Genomic DNA, 16,488 nt, shown 5'->3' on the forward strand with positions numbered 1-16,488 from the left:
ATGCCTCCACAGTAGCGGCCCCTTACGACAAAAAATTTTGTCGTAAGCCTCTCGTATGGTTAATCCTAACAACGCACCTGCGAAGAAAGGATCGTGGTGGACAGGATCGTCGAACAACTCGATGCCTCACAAGAGGCAGCGGTCAGCGCGGCTCTGGCACGGTCCGCGGGCGGATTAGCCCCGGGCACCCTGAGCATTATTGGTGCGCCCGGAAGCGGGAAAACCACCGTCCTCGCCCATATTGCCCGCGCGGCTCTCCAGGAAGGAAATATTGCGGTCATCACCCAGGATCGGCGGGCCGCAGCACGCCTCCAACACCTGCTCACCTTGGCGGCCGGGGTGCGGCCCGAAAATCTGGAGGTTCGCACCCTTTCTGCTTTCGCCTACGCCATTGTGCAGCGCTATGCCCAAGCACTGGGGCGGGAAAACCCCGAATTGATCTCCGGTCCTGATGAGGATCGCATCGTGCGTGAGATTCTCAGTGATGAATACTCGGGCATCCATTTCCCCGATTTTGTTACCGAGGATGTGCGTGATCTTCCCGGATTACGCCAAGAGCTGCGTAACCTTATCACTCGCGCTCGCGAACTTGGTCTCGATGCCGGCCAGCTGGAAGCCTGGTCTGAAAACGGGAGCGTGCCTGAACTCCAAGCGCAGATGTGGCGCCTGGCCGGCGCGCTTATGCGCCGGTACGATGAGGTGCGCACTTTGGGGGATGCGCTGGCAGGTTCGGCCGCTAGCCCGGATCGTCTTGATCACAGCCAGCTCGTCGGTGCGGCTACCCATATGCTCTCGGATTGGGAAGAACATCTGGCGGCAGCGGGCCGCACGGTCCCGGTGCCGCGCCCGCGCTGGGCAATGGTCCTTGTTGATGATGCCCAGAATGCCCCGCGGTCCATGCTTCCCCTCTTGCGGGTGATGCGTGACCAGGGAACCCGGATCGTTGTGGCCGGTGATCCCGATAGCGCGGTCCAGGGCTTCCGCGGCGGGGTGCATTCCCTTCCGGGCGATCTTGCTTATCCCGCTCCGCGCGGCTTGGATGCGGATCTTGTTTACCTCAGCGTTCGGCACCGCGGCGGTCCCGTTCTTATTAGCCAAGCCCAACGCATCGAGCAGGCCCTCCCGGTGGGCGGGGGTGTGCACGCCCACCGCGCTGCCGGGCCGGCGCTCTCGGATCATGGCAGCGGTCATACCAGTGATCATGGTGACGGTGCCAGGGTGGATGCAGAAGCGGCAAGTTCGCGTATATCCGATCAACTGCCCGGCGGGCCAACCGATCCGTGGAATGATGCGTTGCGCGGAGCCAGCTTCGCCCACATGGAAGAAGAAATCGCCTACGTGGCTTCCTACCTGGAAGAAGTACACCTGCGCACCGGTGCTCCCTACGCGCAGATGGCGGTATTTACCCGCGCGCGCAGTGAACACGGGCGAATCCGCGATGCACTCGTGCGGCGCGGAATCCCGGTAGCGCCCCTGGCTAGTGATGAGCCCCTGCATCGCGAACCGGCAGTCGCCGCACTCTTTGACCTCATCTGCGCTGCCTTCACCAGCGGCCCGCACGCCTTCGCCACCCCTGAGGGCGTTGATATCCCGGCATTACTCGCCTCACCCATCATCGGCATGGATCCCCTCGAAATCAAAAGGGTAGGCCGGTGGTTGCGCGCCCAAGCCCTCCTCTCCGGGCAGCGTGGCAGTGAAGCGGAACTTCTCACCGGAGCAGTCCTCGGGGGCGGTGGGCCTACCGCAGCGGAACTCGAACCCCTGCGCGCTCTACTCGCCCGGATTCGGGAAGCGGGGGAGGGCTGCGCCATGCAAGCGGAAGAAGTACTGTGGGCCGCGTGGGAGGGAGCTGGAAAATCCGAAGAATGGCAACAATTAGCCCTCGGGCACGGCCCTGATGCCGACCGGGCCAACCGGAATCTCGATGCGGTTATTTCCCTCTTCCGGGTGGCGCAACGCATGGCTGATCGTGACCCGGCTGTCACAGTGGATACTCTCCTGGAAGAAGTGAGCTCCCAAGAACTCCCCGAAGATTCCATTGCGCGGGGCGGGGCGGAAGCCGATAGCGTTTCCCTCCTCACTCCCGCGGGAGCCCAAGGGCGCGAATGGGATCATATTGTCCTCATGCACGTGGTGGATGGGGTATGGCCTAATCCGCGCCCGCGTGATGCCCTCACGGGTACCGGACTTCTGAGTGAACTTGTGACCGGAAGGTTCGCCGGTGGGGCCAGTTTGGGCTCTGGGGTCAGTTCGGCCGCCGCGGCTGGCGGAGATGCGGTCTATCGCGATTCCACGTCCGCGGTCATCGCTGATGAACTACGCCAATTACATTTCGCGGTTACGCGTTCCCGGCGCAGTCTCCTCGTGACCACCACGGACAGTATGGGGGATACCCCCTCACGCTTCTTCCCCCTGCTCGGCTTTGACATCTCAGAAAACTCAGCCGGAGCAGGTGTTAGCGCAGGCACAGGCGTGGGTGCAGGTGCAGGAACGGGAGATATTAGGAGCGGTTCTAATCTTCCACGCACCGTGCGCTCGCTCAGCGATCCGCGTTGGGGTATGGCCCTTCCCCTCGGGCGCCGGCCCCTTGTTGCCCAACCGATTCCACCCGCGCTCCTCAGCAGTGAGGAAACCGTTGGGGTACTGCGCCGGGCACTGCGTGCCGGGGGAGAATCCAGCGATTTCGCCCGGGCGGCTCTGGAGAAAATGCGTAGCGCCGGATTTAGCGCGGCCGATCCGCACACCTGGATGGATGAACTCGCCACCTCAACCGAAGCAGCGGTACCCGGCCCGGTCTACGTGAGTCCTTCAGCGGTGGAATCCCTTCTTGCCTGCCCGCTTGACGGATTCTGTTCCGCGGTGGGCCTGCGCTCGGAAGAAGGCACTGAGAGCGCCTCCATCGGAACCCTAGTTCACCGCATCGCGGAAGAATTCGCTGAGGAACCAAACCAGGAGCAGATGCACGCCCGCCTGGTAGAACTCTGGCCTGAAAAACTATCCGAAACTCCCTCCCATTACGACAAACTCCTCTTCGACCAAGCCAGTGACATGGTCGATAACCTCTATATCTACCTTGATTCCCACCGGGAGGATACCCTGCTAGGCGTGGAACACCGGATTAGCCGCGAGCTACCCGGCACCCCGCCCGTACGGGTATCCGGTTCCATTGACCGCCTCGTCAATCGCGGGGAAGGCGCCCGGGTCATTGACCTGAAAACCGGAAAATATAAGCCCACCGAGGCACAGGCGGAGGACCACGCCCAGCTCCAGGTCTACCAGTGGGCCCTCAGTGAAAAACACACGGCTGCCGGTGCGGAACTCGTGTACGTCCACCCGCACAATTTCCTGAAGAAACAGCACAGCCCCTCCGTTCTCACCCAAGAACCTCTTGATGAGGGGAGCGCAGCTCGCGCGGAAGATCGCGTGCGCAGCGCCGCCCAGATCGCGGTGAGCGGCTTCGTACCGGTCTCGCCCAGTTTGGAAGAAGCCAATGACCGGGTTCAATCCATTAGTCCCCTCACGCAAGAAGGACGGATTTTCTCATGACACCCACACCCCACGAATACGTTAAATCGCAGGCTCCAGCGGAACCCGATGCCGCTCTAGACCGCATCCTCGCCGGCCAAGAACACCCACCCACCGCGGAACAACGCCGGGTCATCACCTCCACCGCCCCGGCCATCCTCGTGGTTGCCGGAGCCGGATCGGGCAAAACAAAAACCATGGTGGACCGGATCGCCTACCACCTTGCCTGCGGTAACGTGAGCCCGGATGAAGTCCTCGGACTCACCTTCACCCGGAAAGCCGCCGGGGAACTAGCTGAACGAGTTAACACCAGCCTGGAAAAACTCGGCCTCCTCGCCCCGGAAGGAAGCAACGCGGGAAGCACCATGCGCAGGCCCGTGATATCCACCTACAACTCTTTCGCGAACGACATCGCCGGAGCTTACGGCATGCTGGTCGGAGCCGATCCCACCGCACGCCTCATCACGGATGCCGAACGCGTCCAGCTCATGGATCAGGTCGTCAGCGCCCTGCCCAGCAGCGCTAGCACCGCGGTCCTTGCCGAACGCGCCCGCTCCAGCCTCATCAACGACGCCCTCACCTTCGCCCAAGGAATCCTCACCAACGGCGTGGAGCTAGCAGAAGCCCGGGCTTTCCTCACCGCCCAAGATCACGCCTTGGAAGCATTGTGTGCCGACTCGACACGCATCATGAGCGCACGCTGCTGGTACCCGGATGCCTCCAAGAAATTCACCAATTTGAAAGGGGGAGCGGCAGTACCCAAACAACAACAGGTCGTACTTAGGCTAGTGGAGTCCTACATGCAGCTCAAAAAAGAACTCAACGTCACCGAATTCGCCGACCAGGTCGCCATCGCCGGGCGCATCATGACCCGCTATCCCCAAATTGCCAAGGAAATCTCCTCCCGGTATCGCCTCATCCTGCTCGACGAATACCAAGACACTGACGAAAACCAGGCACAATTCCTCCTCAGCGCCCTCACCGCGAAAGTAGACGGCTTCCTATCCATCACCGCGGTAGGCGACCCGAACCAGGCCATTTACGGGTGGCGAGGCGCCAGCGCCGCCGCCCTCACGAACTTCGCACGCCACACCACCCGCATTTTCGGGCACGTAGAGAAACTCCAGCTCTCCACCGCTTTCCGTAATGATCGGGCCGTGCTCGCGGCAGGCAACGCCGTCGCCACTCCCTTGGAACGCGACACGTTCCTACGCGAAGATCGCGACCACCCGAATTTCCCACCCGAACTCAGGCCCGCTCCAACAAGCGCGGGAACGGCGGGGAGCGCGGGGGATAGTGCCGATATCGCGCCACTACGGCTGCGGGAACGGCCCGGAGCGGGAGCCGGGCGCGTCAGCGAAATCCGTACCCTCCTGCGCGAAGACTCCTACCGCAGTATCGCCCGGCATATCCTCGCGGTACGCGAGCGGGTGGCCGCGGAAAACGAAGAGCGGCGCGCTCGCGGTGAAGCACCGCGCGGGGCAGAGATCGCCGTCCTGTGCCGCAAACGCTCCTATATCGATATGATGGCCGCCGCTCTGCGCGAACTCAACGGCCAGCTCGCCAGGGAATCTGCCGCTCACCCTGGCGGCGCCACGCCTCAGCCCCTCGCCTTTGAGATCGTGGGCGGGGAATCGTTGGTGGCACGCCCGGAAATCATTACCCTGCGGGCCGCCCTCGGCCTGGCCGCCAACCCGGCCCGCGGCGACCTCCTCGCGCGCTTACTCGCCCACTGGAATATCGGGGTGGCGGATATCCGCGCGCTCTCACGCTGGGCGCGTCGCTACGCGGCCGCGGCGGTCACCAAAGTCGATAGCGACGTGCGTGCCAGTCTTATTAACGACGACGCCGCACCCGGCCACGAGGGCGCGGCTGGCGCAGAAGGTACACCTGCCACCGCGCAACCCCTTCTCAACAGCCGTGACGAAGCTAATTTGGGCGAGGCACTCCACGCGCTTATGCTCCTGGCAAGCACCTCGAGCACCCCGGGCATCCCGGGTGAGCACGCGGATGGGGATGGACAACTCGATGCGCATGCGAAGGGTAACTCGGGTGAACACGGGGGCGAGTGCCCAGGTGAGCACGCGGATGCGGCGGAGCTGGCGGAAACGGGCGAAGCTGAGCTCAGGCAAGCAGCCCGATCCGCACGCGGCGAATTCTCCAGCATTGGCTGGGAACGCCTGCGGCGCTTGAATGCCACCCTCGCGTCCTTGCGTTCCGGTTTGCATAATGCTTTGGGCGATCAGATTGATCGGGCCGTCCACCTGCTCGGCCTCGATACCGCGGCTGCTACCCGCAGTGAAGGCGGGCAGCGGGTACGTACCTCTATCGACCAATTCATCTCCCTGGCTCGCACCTATGCGCACGGTGATAGCCAGCGGGGCATGCGCGAATTCGTGGAATGGCTCGATGTGGTGGAGGCAGAAGAACACGGCGGGGAAGAAGAATCCGGGGCAGATATTCCGCGGGTGGAGAGCGCGGTCGATGTTACCCCCGGGGTTATCCAATTGATGACCGTTCATGCTGCCAAAGGTTTGGAATGGCGTGACCTCGTCGTCGTACCTGAACTCGTGAAAGGCCAGTTCTCCGAAGTGACCGAAGGCGTGAAAGCTTGGCCGCGCAATACCGGTATTTTCCCGTACCCCCTGCGTACCGACTACCCGTACCTGCCCCAATTCACACTGGCCGGCGCGCGCAATCTCGATAAAGTCACCGTCGCGAATACCTACGCGCGGTTCCTTGACGAATTGGCGTACCACGAAAGTGAAGAAATGCGGCGCCTTGCTTACGTGGCCTTTACCCGGTCCACCCGGGAGCTCCTGCTGGCCGGATACTGTTTCCAAGACGACAAGGATGTGTCCGGCAGGGTACAGAAAGCAGAAAAGAAAGCGAAGAAAAACGCTGCCGAAACCCCGGCAGATGGGGGCGATAACGCGCTGTGCGTTGAAACGCGGCCTCCCTCGTGCTTCCTGAGCGCGGTGCGGGAAGCTGCCGCCCGCGGGGAGCTCGCGCTGGTTGCTTCACCTGCCACGGTTTCCTCCGTGAAACTGCCGGAAGGATTCCCGGATATAGCACCGGACAGCTTGAGCGTGGACGAGCTCGTCGATATTTTCGGCGAAGAAGTTGTGTACCCGCCGGCCCTCGAACCGGTACCGCATTATTTCGAGGCGCCCGACCTGCTTGCCTGGCCGCGTGACCTGGCTCGCAGCCTCCCTATCGAGGCGGAAACTCTCGATGCTGACCAGCGCGCCGAACTCACCCAGGTGATTGGCCGGCTCATCGCACGCAAACAGCAAGCCGAAACATCCGAGTACACCGAGGCCGGCGGGCACTACACCGCCACCGAGCTTGTCTATCGGGCTGAACACCGCGAAGAATACCTGCTCAATAAACGCCGCCCGGTTCCCCGCCAACCCTCGCGAGCTGCGCGTTTGGGAACGATTCTGCACGAAAAAATCGCTGATAGTTACGCGAGCGCCGCCGTGCTCAATATTGATAGCGAGGATCCCCTCGAGCATGATCCCGTTCTCAGCGCGGAAGAAATTGCGCGTATGTATGAGAATTACGAAGCATCCGAATGGGCCAGCTATCCGCCGCTCGCCATCGAGCAGCAACTCGGCGTGGTCATCGGGGGGCATGTTGTCCACTGCGCACTCGACGCTGTTTTCGACACCTCACAGGTACCCGGGCGTGCCCCGGTCACTATCGTGGACTGGAAATCCGGGCGGCGCCCCTACGGGGAAACGAAAGCTGCCCGCGAACTCCAGCTCGCCCTCTACCGGCTTGCCTGGTCCAGGGCCCACGGCATCCCCCTCGCGGAAATTGACGCGTCCTTCGTCTACCTGCGGGGAAATAGGGCTGAAGAACTACGGGCTGGGAAGCTCAGCGAGGAGGAAATTCTGCTTCGTGCGGGTCTGCCCAATCAGGAGCAGTAACCGCGGTTTCCCCGGTTAGTTCATCCGCACCGCTCGCTTCGGCATCGGAAGCACTTTCTGTGAAAACCGGCTCCGATGCCGGGGGAGCGGGGAGCAAATCCGGGGCCTCACGTACATCCTCGGCCAGCGCGCCGAGCATCTGGACGGCGTCGTTCCTAATCTCCATGCTGCCCGTACGAATCCCGTACATGAGCCAGCGAATAATCGCGAACTCCGACGTGAAAATAATACGGGTGTAATCCGCTTCCCTCAGCTCAACCGAGCGCGCATTTTCATAAGAAGTAATAAAACTCGGCCACTGTTCATCATCAAGAACAAGCATCGCCGCTAAATCCCGGGCCGGGTCGCCCACGTGTGCCTCACCGAAACCGAGCACGCTCGCAACCGAGCCATTCGACCACAAGAAATTATCGGACGCCACATCACCGTGGACAACCGTTTCTTCAAAATCCCACACCTCGTCACTATCCAGCACATCCATCCAGCGCTGGCGCAAAATCGTGGGAAGGGACGTTTCTTGATCGGCTGCCTCCAGCTCGGCCCGCACCCGCGCGCGCCACTGCCCAGCCGTATAGACAGGCAACCCGGAACGAGCCACCACATCCCGATCAATGCTGTGAATCGCGGCAAGCGTGCGGCCCATCTCCCGCACTTCTTCCTCACCGAGAGCTTCGAAAACCAGCGCCCGCCCAAAAGGCTCCGGGTAGACGACCGCGCGACCCCCGGTATCAGCATCAACAAAACCGGCCGGCCGCATAATATCGAAAGGTAGGCGACCGGCCCGCAATTCCTCCAAAAGCTGGGGAGCCAGAGCCGCTTCGGCTTCTAACGACGTCGCCGCCGTGCCATTCTGAGGAACTTTGACCATCCAGTGGCGCCCCTGAGAATCAAGGACGCACCCGGAAACAAAATCTTCCGTCTCAACAAACGGTTGGCGCGTGGAGACAATCTCGACGCCGAGAGCCCCGACGGCAAGCGCAGCAAGATAGAGCGGAGAAGTAGTCACCCCCTCAATTTATCCGAAAACTCAGCCACGTGCTTGCCTACACCCCGGATATAGGCCGGCTGCCGCGGCCCGATAGGTCTGGCGCTACGCACGGATAGGTCTGCCTGCAATGCCCGGATATAGGCCGGCCGTTGATCTATCCACATGATCGCGAAACGCATCCCCTATCCACAGCCAGCCGGCTAGGCGCTGCTGCCGGAGGAGGAAAACCCTACAGTGAGAGCACCTCACCACGATCACTACCCGAATATCCAAAGGAGGCGCCATGCACGAAACGGCATATCCGGGGCCCGCGGGCCTCGCGCCGGCTCGCCCAGCGCACGCGGCCAGTCGTGCCTATCGCCCTGCCTCCGCCACCCGGCAGGCCATAGAAGAACGGGTGCGGGAAACGATTCGGCACCGCGGAATTGATCCGCGCCGTGACGCCGCCTTCCTGGAAACCATCGTGGGAGAAACCCTCACCACTTTTAATGACGAATCAGTGCGCGGGGAGCACGCGGCCCTGGCGAATACGGAGAGCGTACGCTCCCACCTCATCTCCCAGCTGAGCGGGTACGGACCGCTACAAGAATTCTTTGACGACCCGCAAGTAGAAGAAATATGGATCAACGCTCCCGATAAGATCTTTGTGGCCCGCTCGGGTGTTTCCACTCGTATTAATCTCACGATGGCAGAACGTGAGATCCACACCTTGGTCGAGCGGATGCTCTATGTCTCCGGGCGGCGCCTGGACCTCTCCACCCCGTTTGTTGATGCCCAGCTTCCTACCGGGGAACGCCTCCACGTGGCCATTCCCGATATCACCGCGCGACACTGGGCGATCAATATCAGAAAATACACGGTGCGGGCCCGCAAGCTCAGCGATCTGGTGAATGTGCAGATGCTGGAAGAAGCGCAGGCAGACTACCTGAGCGCAGCCATGAGCGCCGGGCGCAATATTTTAGTATCGGGATCAACCGGGGCCGGCAAAACCACCCTCCTGCGTGCGCTCCTCGGCGGGATAGCGCCAACTGAGCGTCTTATCAGTGCCGAAGAAGTTTTTGAGCTGGGTATCGACCTTCCCGATGTTGTTGCGATGCAAACACGCCCGCCGTCCCTGGAAGGCCGCGGCGCGGTGACGCTCCGCGACCTCGTGCGCGAAAGCTTGCGCATGCGCCCGGACCGGATCGTTATCGGAGAAGTACGTGGTGCGGAAGCCTTCGATCTTCTTGTGGCCCTCAATGCGGGCATTCCCGGGGCCTGCACTATTCACGCCAATAGCGCGCGGGAAGCCCTCACGAAATTGGAGATTCTCCCGCTCCTCGCCGGTGAAAATATCACCCCGAACTTCGTGACGCCCACCGTTGCCGCCACTATTAACCTCGTCATCCACGTAAGCCGGGCGGCCAGCGGGCAGCGTAAAGTCGCTCAAATCCTGGAGGTCATGGGCCTTGGGCCAGATGGAAGCATTCTTACTCGGACGGTGAGCTGATCATGGGACTGATCGTTGGAGCTTTACTCACCACCGGAATCCTTACGGTTATCCGCGTTCTGTGCGGTTCGGCGGTGGTGTGCGGTTCGGATCGCCCGCGCTACGCTGGCGATTCGCGCTGGCCGGCACTGCCGGGGCGCCTCGGATCGGCTCGTGTCGCGATTTCCTGGCGCCAGCTCGGGATAAGCATAGGCTCTGGCCTCGGCCTGGCCTTAGCTGCCGTGCTCGGCACCGGGCATCCTTTCCTCGCTGCCGCCGGGGGAGTAGTAGGGCTCTGGCTGCCGTTCTGGCATGCCCGTCACGCAGGACGGAAAGCGCGGGATACGCAGCGCCTGGCCTGGCCCGACCGCATCGATAAGCTGCTTTCCTCCCTCCGGGCCGGGCGCACTATCCCCGAAGCTCTTCTCTATCTCGCCACCCGGCCAGACGCCCCGCCCGCGCTGCGCTCCTTCGCCACCCACCTGGAAACAACCGGAAGCTTTGACGCCTCCCTGACCCGCCTCAAAGATTCCTTCCACGATCCGGTATCAGACCGGGTCCTCGAAATTCTCCGGCTCGCGGTGCGCCACGGCGGCCACGATCTCCCCCGCGTCCTGGAATCCCTCGCGGTATCCCTGCGAGCAGAAAACCGGGCCCGGGGCGAACTCCTCGCCCGGCAATCCTGGACCGTTAACGCGGCACGGGTGGCCGCACTTGCCCCGTGGCTCGTCCTCCTCCTGCTCTCCACTAGGCCGGGCACGATGGACGCCTTCACCTCGCCAACCGGCACCCTCATCCTGCTGGGTGGCCTGGGCGCCACACTGCTCGCCTACGGGCTCATGCTCCACCTGGGCCGACTCCCCGAAGAACAACGAGTCCTGGCCGGTTCACCGGGAGCATCACCGGGAGCCTCGCAGGTTGCCTCACCTACTGCTGCGCCGGCGGCCTCACAGGCTGGCCCGTCCTCGCCTCCCCGTCCCAGTCGCGCCCGGCGCGCCGCCGTGTAGAAAGGTGGCGCTCCTATGCTTCTTTCCCTTCCCGCACTTGTTCCCGCACCCCTCCCCGCACTGACCGGGAGCATCACCGCGGCCGGCCTGGTACTTCTCGGCTGGTGGTGGCTCTGGCCAGGCCCCGCACTGGTCTCGCGCATCGCGCCCTATCTGGGCGGTGCCCGCCCGCGCCTGCCCCATCGCATCATCCGGATGGTGCTGCGCGGCGCGGAAAAATTCGGTTCCACTCACGCATCGGTTACGGGCCGTCTCCACCGTTTAGGGGAGGGCGACGTCGCAGACTTCCGCTTTGCCCAATTACGCGCGGGAGTACTCGCCGGAGCAGTCGGCATCGCGCTCGGGCTAGCCTGCCTTGCCCGCGGATTGCCCGCGGCGCTTGCGGCTGCCTGCCCCGTGCTCTTCCTCATTGGCGCCATCCTCGCCGTGGACTCTCAGCTCACCGCGCGCCTGCGCCGCCGCGACAGTGCTATCACCGCCGAACTTCCCGATATTGCCCACCTCCTGAGCATCGCGGTGGGGGCGGGCACCAGCATCGTGGGAGCTATCGAATACGTTGCGAGCTTCGCCGGCGGAGCCCTGGGAAAAGAACTGCGGCGAACCCTCGGGGATGTCTATGCCGGAGACCCACTCACCACGGCCCTGCGCCACCTCAACGAACGGGTACACAACCCGGCCTTGCAAAGCTTATGCGAAGCCTTACTTGCCGCCCTCGCCCACGGCTCCCCACTCGCAGACACCTTGCGGGTACAAGCCGAAGAAGCACGAGATTATGCCCGCCGCCAACTCCTCGAACGCGGAGGCCGCCGCGAAATCCTCATGATGATCCCCGTTGTTTTCCTCATCTTGCCCTTCATCGTGGTCATCGCCCTCTACCCGGGCCTGGCCCGACTCACCTTCCTTCCCCTCACCTCCCCATAAACCACCGCCACAACCAACCTATCTAGCGAAAGGAACTACTTATGTCAGTGAGTACGCACGGCGCGCTTATCCACTCTGATCTACGAGACTCAACGTGGACCGATTCGGATTCCGGCGAACGCGGAGACGTGCCTGGCTGGGTACTTGTCACCCTCATGACCGTTGGCCTGGTGCTCGCCATCTGGGCAGTAGCCGGCCCGGCTCTCACGAATCTCTTCTCCACCGCCATCGAACGCATCTCGAGTTTTTCATGACACTGATACCTGAACCCGCAGCGCTGTTTTCTGGCAAGTCGCTCTACGCCGAGCATGTGTCCAGCGCGCCAGTTCCTCGCGCGCGAGATTCCGAACGCGGTAGTGCAGTGGTCGATTTTTGCCTGCTCGCCGGGGTGGTGGTCCTCGCTGCCCTGGCACTCGCGGTTCTCGGAGCCCGCGTCTTTGCTATCGAACAGATACGTGATTGCGCGGCGCGGGCCGCTCGCGCGGGAGCGGTGCGCCAGCTCAGCCTGCCCGAGATAGCCGCGCAGGCCACCGCGGAGATCACCGCGCGGCTCCCCGCCTGCCAGTGCACAGCCAGCGCGAGCGTGATCCGCATCGGGGAAGAGGACTTCCTACGAGTCGAGATCACCGGAACATATTCGTCCCTCCTGGGAACACACCCAGTCAAACTGCGAGCCCACGCACACGTCGTCACCGCTCGCGGGGCGCACACCCACCCGCCACCCGCGAAAGGAGCACGGTTATGAAAAACCAGGTGAACCACCGAGGCATCCACGAAAAGGGAAACGGCACTCTGGAAGCCCTCGCTATCCTCGTCATGCTTGTTCTCCCGCTCCTCATGTTTACCGTGGAAAGCACCGGGATTACCCGCGCCCGGGCGGTCGCCGCGCAGGCAGCTCAGGAAGCAGCCCGCAGTTTCGCAACCGCGGACAACACGGCCAGCGGAACAGCGCGAGCTCGGGCAGTTGTCCATGCCGCGGTAAGCGATGCCGCCCTAAGCGGCGCGCCCCCGCGGATCTCCTGCTCCGCCCACCCGTGCCTAAGCCCGGGAGCACGTGTCACGGTCACGGTCGAGGTCTCGGTTCCACTCGCTTATTTTGGGCGCACCGTTCTTATCGAGCAGAGCGCCTCAACTACCGTGGATCGTTTCCGAGAGGCGCGGCCGTGAACAACCGTCGATCGTTTCCGAGAGGCGCGGCCGTGAACAAGTGTGGATCGTTTTCGACAGGCACGGCCGTGAACACCCCGGCGAAATCTCCGGCACTGCGGGCACGAGCAGCAACCCGGGAGCGTGGCAATATCCTCATCCTCGGCCTGGGAACCTGGGCGCTCAGCGCCGTGCTGTGCTTAGGCTTCATCTACCTCGCCACCGTCCTCACCGCCCGGCACGCACTCCAGGGGCAGGCCGATTCCGCCGCGCTCGCGATCAGCCAAGAGATCACCCGCGAATGCTATTTCAGCGGCGCACCCCTGAGCAATTGCCATCCCAGCCCGGCCACCGTGCGCCAGCTCGCCACCGCAACATGTCCCGCGGAGCGCGTGCTGCCAGATACCGGCGCGGATAGCGCCGGCGTCGTCGTCGCCCTGGAAAAAACGGTGCGGCTTCCGATACTGGACCTTCCCGTGCCGATACGTGCGCAGGCCCGGGCGCGCCTTGACCTGAGGTAGCCTTATGCCGTGAGTGATTTTTCCGAACGTCTTGACCATCTGCGCAGTGTTTTTCACCAAATCGAAGCGGTGACCGATGTGGAGGGCCTCACCGCGCGTATCGCCGCGCTGACGGAAGAATCCTCCGCACCTGGGCTCTGGGACGATACCGCCCGCGCTCAAGAAGTCACCTCGAAGCTGTCCCACGCCCAAAGCGAACTGGAGAAACTCGAGAAAATGCGCACTCGTATTGACGATGCTGGTGCGCTCCTTGAGATCGCGCAGGAAGAAGAACTTTCGGATCCGGCTTCGGCTCGGGAACTCTACGAAGCGCTCGGCGAAGAGATGACGAGCACCGAAAAAGCGCTGGAAGAACTCCAGATCCGCACGCTGCTCTCCGGCAAATACGATGAGCGCGATGCGGTGGTGACCATTCGTTCCGGGGCCGGGGGAGTGGACGCGGCCGATTTCGCGCAGATGCTTCAGCGCATGTACCTGCGCTGGGCTGAACGCAGCGGCTACGCCACCAAGGTGCTCGATACCTCCTACGCGGAAGAAGCCGGGCTGAAATCAACCACCTTTGAGGTGAGCGCTCCTTACGCTTATGGCACGCTCTCGGTGGAAGCCGGGACCCACCGGCTGGTGCGCATCTCGCCTTTCGATAACCAGGGGCGGCGCCAGACCTCCTTCGCCGCCGTCGAAGTTATTCCGCTAATCGAACAAACCGACCATATCGATATCCCCGATACCGATATTCGTATCGATGTGTTCCGTTCCTCCGGGCCGGGCGGGCAGTCCGTGAATACCACCGATTCGGCGGTACGCATCACCCACCTTCCCACCGGCATCGTGGTCTCCATGCAGGATGAGAAATCGCAGATCCAAAACCGCGCCGCCGCGATGCGGGTCCTGCAATCGCGCCTGCTCCTCCTCAAACAGGAAGAAGAAGCGCGCGAAAAGAAAGAATTGCGCGGAGATATTAAAGCCTCGTGGGGCGACCAGATGCGTTCCTATGTGCTTCAGCCCTACCAGATGGTCAAGGATCTGCGCACCGGGTACGAATCGGGGAATACCGACGCGATTTTTGACGGCGATATTGACGGCTTCATCGATGCCGGTATTCGCTGGCGCGCCACAGGCGAAAAGGCGGGCGAAAAGAGCAGCGACAAAACCGCCGACAAGACCGGCAGCAAGACCAGTGACAAGGCGGGCGACAAAACCGGTGACTAAGTGGGGAAAGCGGGGGAGGAAACGCATGAATTTCCCCGGGTACGCGGCGCGTCCCGCGCGATTTTACGGCCTGTTCCGTAGGGTAAAGCACGATAGTAGTAATCTAAGGGCAAGTTTATGATCACATTTACCAAGGTGACGAAGCTCTACCAGAAGGGCGCGAAACCCGCGCTGGACTCGGTGAGCGCGGATATTGACCGCGGCGAATTCGTTTTCCTCGTGGGCCCCTCCGGTTCGGGAAAATCAACGATGCTTTCGCTCATCAACGTTGCCGAACGGCCAACATCCGGAAAAATCGAGGTGCTCGGCAAGGATCTCGCCACTGTTTCCCAGCGGCGCGTTCCCTTCCTGCGGCGCCGCATCGGCACGGTGTTCCAAGATTTCCGGCTCCTTCCCGATAAGAACGTGCACGATAACGTGGCGCTCGCGCTCCAGGTCATCGGCGCGCCCCGCCATCGCATCCGCACCGAAGTGCCGGAAGTGCTGGAAATGGTGGGCCTGGACGGCAAGGAACGCCGCCGCATGAACGAGCTTTCGGGTGGGGAACAGCAGCGCGTGGCCATCGCCCGCGCTATGGTCAATCGCCCCGAAATCCTCCTTGCCGACGAACCGACCGGCAACCTGGACCAAAATACCGGGCTGTCGATTATGCGCCTCCTGGATCGCATCAACCGCTCGGGAACCACGGTGGTGATGGCCACCCATGATGCCACCGTCGTCAACCAGATGCGTAAACGCGTCATTGAGCTGGCCAACGGCGTGATCGTCCGCGATCAGGATCGCGGCCAGTACGGAGGAGGGCAACACTAATGCGCAGTCGTTTCGTCCTGTCCCAAACATTCAAGGGACTTATCAATAACAAGGCGATGGCCGCCTCGGTTTCCCTCGTCACTTTCGTTTCCCTACTTTTCGTGGGCGCGGCCGCGCTGCTCCAAACCCAGATCAGCCACCTGCGTGCCGATTGGTACAGCCAGGTTGAGGTCTCGGTGTTCATGTGCGCGGCGAATGACGCCACCGAACCCTGCGCCGGTAACGAAGCCACCGACGAACAAATCAAGGCCATCGATACCGCCCTGACCACCGAACCGCTCGCCTCCCAGGTGGAGCGCTACGAATTCGAAACCAAAGAAGAAGCCTTCGCGAACTACCGCGAACAAATGGGCGATTCGGTGTGGCGTGACACGGTGACCGCCGACCAGATGCAGGTTTCCTTCCGCGTCAAATTGCACGACCCGGAAAAGTACCAGGTCCTCGTGGAAGACCTCGGCAACCGCCCCGGGGTGCAGAGCGTGTACGACCAGCGCGAACAAATCGAGCCGGTTTTCGCCACCCTCAACCGCTTCACCGCGATTGCCGGCGGGCTGGCCGCGGTCATGATCCTCACGGCGCTTCTCCTCATCCCCACCACGATCCGCCTCTCGGCAATGTCACGGCGTAACGAAACGGGGATTATGCGCTACGTGGGCGCCTCGAATTTCTTCATCGAGTTGCCCTTCATCCTCGAAGGAATTATCGCCTCGCTCGTCGGCGCGATTTTCGCGGTCGGCGGGCTGTGGCTGGCAGCGAAATTCCTGCTCGAGGACTGGATTTCCCAATCGCTGCCGTGGATTCGCGTGATCGGCGTGAGCGAAGCCCTCCAGGTAGCGCCCTGGCTGCTTATCGGCTCGGTCGTGGTGTCCGGCCTGGCCTCCTGGATCGCTTTGCGCAGGTACGCACGCGTGTAGCGAAAGTGGGGCGACGGCGCTGCGGCGTCGTCGCCAATCCTGAC

The 16,488-nt window shown here is 62.5% G+C and carries 13 protein-coding genes; 12 read left to right on the top strand and 1 reads right to left on the bottom strand.

Going from position 1 to position 16,488, the window contains the following annotated elements:
- The first annotated feature begins 96 nt into the window (after positions 1–96).
- Both ACRQFC_RS01525 and ACRQFC_RS01530 read left to right on the top strand, forming a co-directional pair.
- Positions 97–3,546: an ATP-dependent DNA helicase gene (locus ACRQFC_RS01525; protein ID WP_320753736.1), complete on the top strand. Its 3,450-nt coding sequence runs from the start codon at positions 97–99 to the stop codon at positions 3,544–3,546.
- Entirely contained in the window at positions 3,543–7,460 is a 3,918-nt protein-coding gene (locus ACRQFC_RS01530) for an ATP-dependent helicase (protein WP_284896694.1), read from the top strand. Before ACRQFC_RS01525 ends, ACRQFC_RS01530 begins: the two co-directional genes overlap by 4 nt.
- On the opposite strand, the gene ACRQFC_RS01535 is transcribed toward ACRQFC_RS01530, so the two are convergent.
- Positions 7,408–8,466: a phosphotransferase gene (locus ACRQFC_RS01535; RefSeq protein ID WP_284896692.1), complete on the bottom strand. Its 1,059-nt coding sequence runs from the start codon at positions 8,464–8,466 to the stop codon at positions 7,408–7,410. The genes ACRQFC_RS01530 and ACRQFC_RS01535 overlap by 53 nt on opposite strands.
- Positions 8,467–8,731: 265 nt before the next feature.
- Between ACRQFC_RS01535 and ACRQFC_RS01540 the strand changes: the two genes are divergently transcribed.
- From ACRQFC_RS01540 to ftsX, 10 genes are all read left to right on the top strand, one after another.
- Complete coding sequence (locus ACRQFC_RS01540) at positions 8,732–9,937, top strand: TadA family conjugal transfer-associated ATPase (RefSeq protein WP_284896690.1); 1,206 nt, start codon at positions 8,732–8,734, stop codon at positions 9,935–9,937.
- Between the two features lie 2 nt (positions 9,938–9,939).
- Complete coding sequence (locus tag ACRQFC_RS01545; RefSeq protein ID WP_284896689.1) at positions 9,940–10,923, top strand: type II secretion system F family protein; 984 nt, start codon at positions 9,940–9,942, stop codon at positions 10,921–10,923.
- A gap of 15 nt (positions 10,924–10,938) precedes the next feature.
- Positions 10,939–11,844, top strand: a complete 906-nt coding sequence (locus ACRQFC_RS01550; RefSeq protein WP_284896687.1) for a type II secretion system F family protein — start codon at positions 10,939–10,941, stop codon at positions 11,842–11,844.
- 41 nt (positions 11,845–11,885) lie between these two features.
- The gene (locus ACRQFC_RS01555; RefSeq protein WP_284896685.1) at positions 11,886–12,098 is read left to right on the top strand and encodes a hypothetical protein; all 213 of its coding nucleotides are present in this window, start codon (positions 11,886–11,888) and stop codon (positions 12,096–12,098) included.
- Entirely contained in the window at positions 12,095–12,589 is a 495-nt protein-coding gene (locus ACRQFC_RS01560) for a hypothetical protein (RefSeq protein WP_284896684.1), read from the top strand. The genes ACRQFC_RS01555 and ACRQFC_RS01560 overlap by 4 nt, the downstream gene beginning before the upstream one ends.
- The gene (locus ACRQFC_RS01565) at positions 12,586–13,011 is read left to right on the top strand and encodes a hypothetical protein (protein ID WP_284896683.1); all 426 of its coding nucleotides are present in this window, start codon (positions 12,586–12,588) and stop codon (positions 13,009–13,011) included. The genes ACRQFC_RS01560 and ACRQFC_RS01565 overlap by 4 nt, the downstream gene beginning before the upstream one ends.
- A gap of 32 nt (positions 13,012–13,043) precedes the next feature.
- Positions 13,044–13,511, top strand: a complete 468-nt coding sequence (locus ACRQFC_RS01570; protein WP_284896682.1) for a hypothetical protein — start codon at positions 13,044–13,046, stop codon at positions 13,509–13,511.
- A gap of 9 nt (positions 13,512–13,520) precedes the next feature.
- Entirely contained in the window at positions 13,521–14,720 is a 1,200-nt protein-coding gene (gene prfB, locus ACRQFC_RS01575; protein WP_284896681.1) for a peptide chain release factor 2, read from the top strand.
- A 117-nt stretch (positions 14,721–14,837) separates the two neighbouring features.
- Entirely contained in the window at positions 14,838–15,530 is a 693-nt protein-coding gene (gene ftsE, locus ACRQFC_RS01580; protein ID WP_026429511.1) for a cell division ATP-binding protein FtsE, read from the top strand.
- Positions 15,530–16,444 (top strand): permease-like cell division protein FtsX, encoded by a 915-nt coding sequence (gene ftsX, locus ACRQFC_RS01585; protein ID WP_026429510.1) that lies wholly within the window; start codon positions 15,530–15,532, stop codon positions 16,442–16,444. The genes ftsE and ftsX overlap by 1 nt, the downstream gene beginning before the upstream one ends.
- Positions 16,445–16,488: the final 44 nt, after the last annotated feature.

The sequence above is a fragment of the Actinotignum inguinis genome (assembly GCF_051265835.1).
Lineage (GTDB): Bacteria > Actinomycetota > Actinomycetes > Actinomycetales > Actinomycetaceae > Actinotignum > Actinotignum timonense.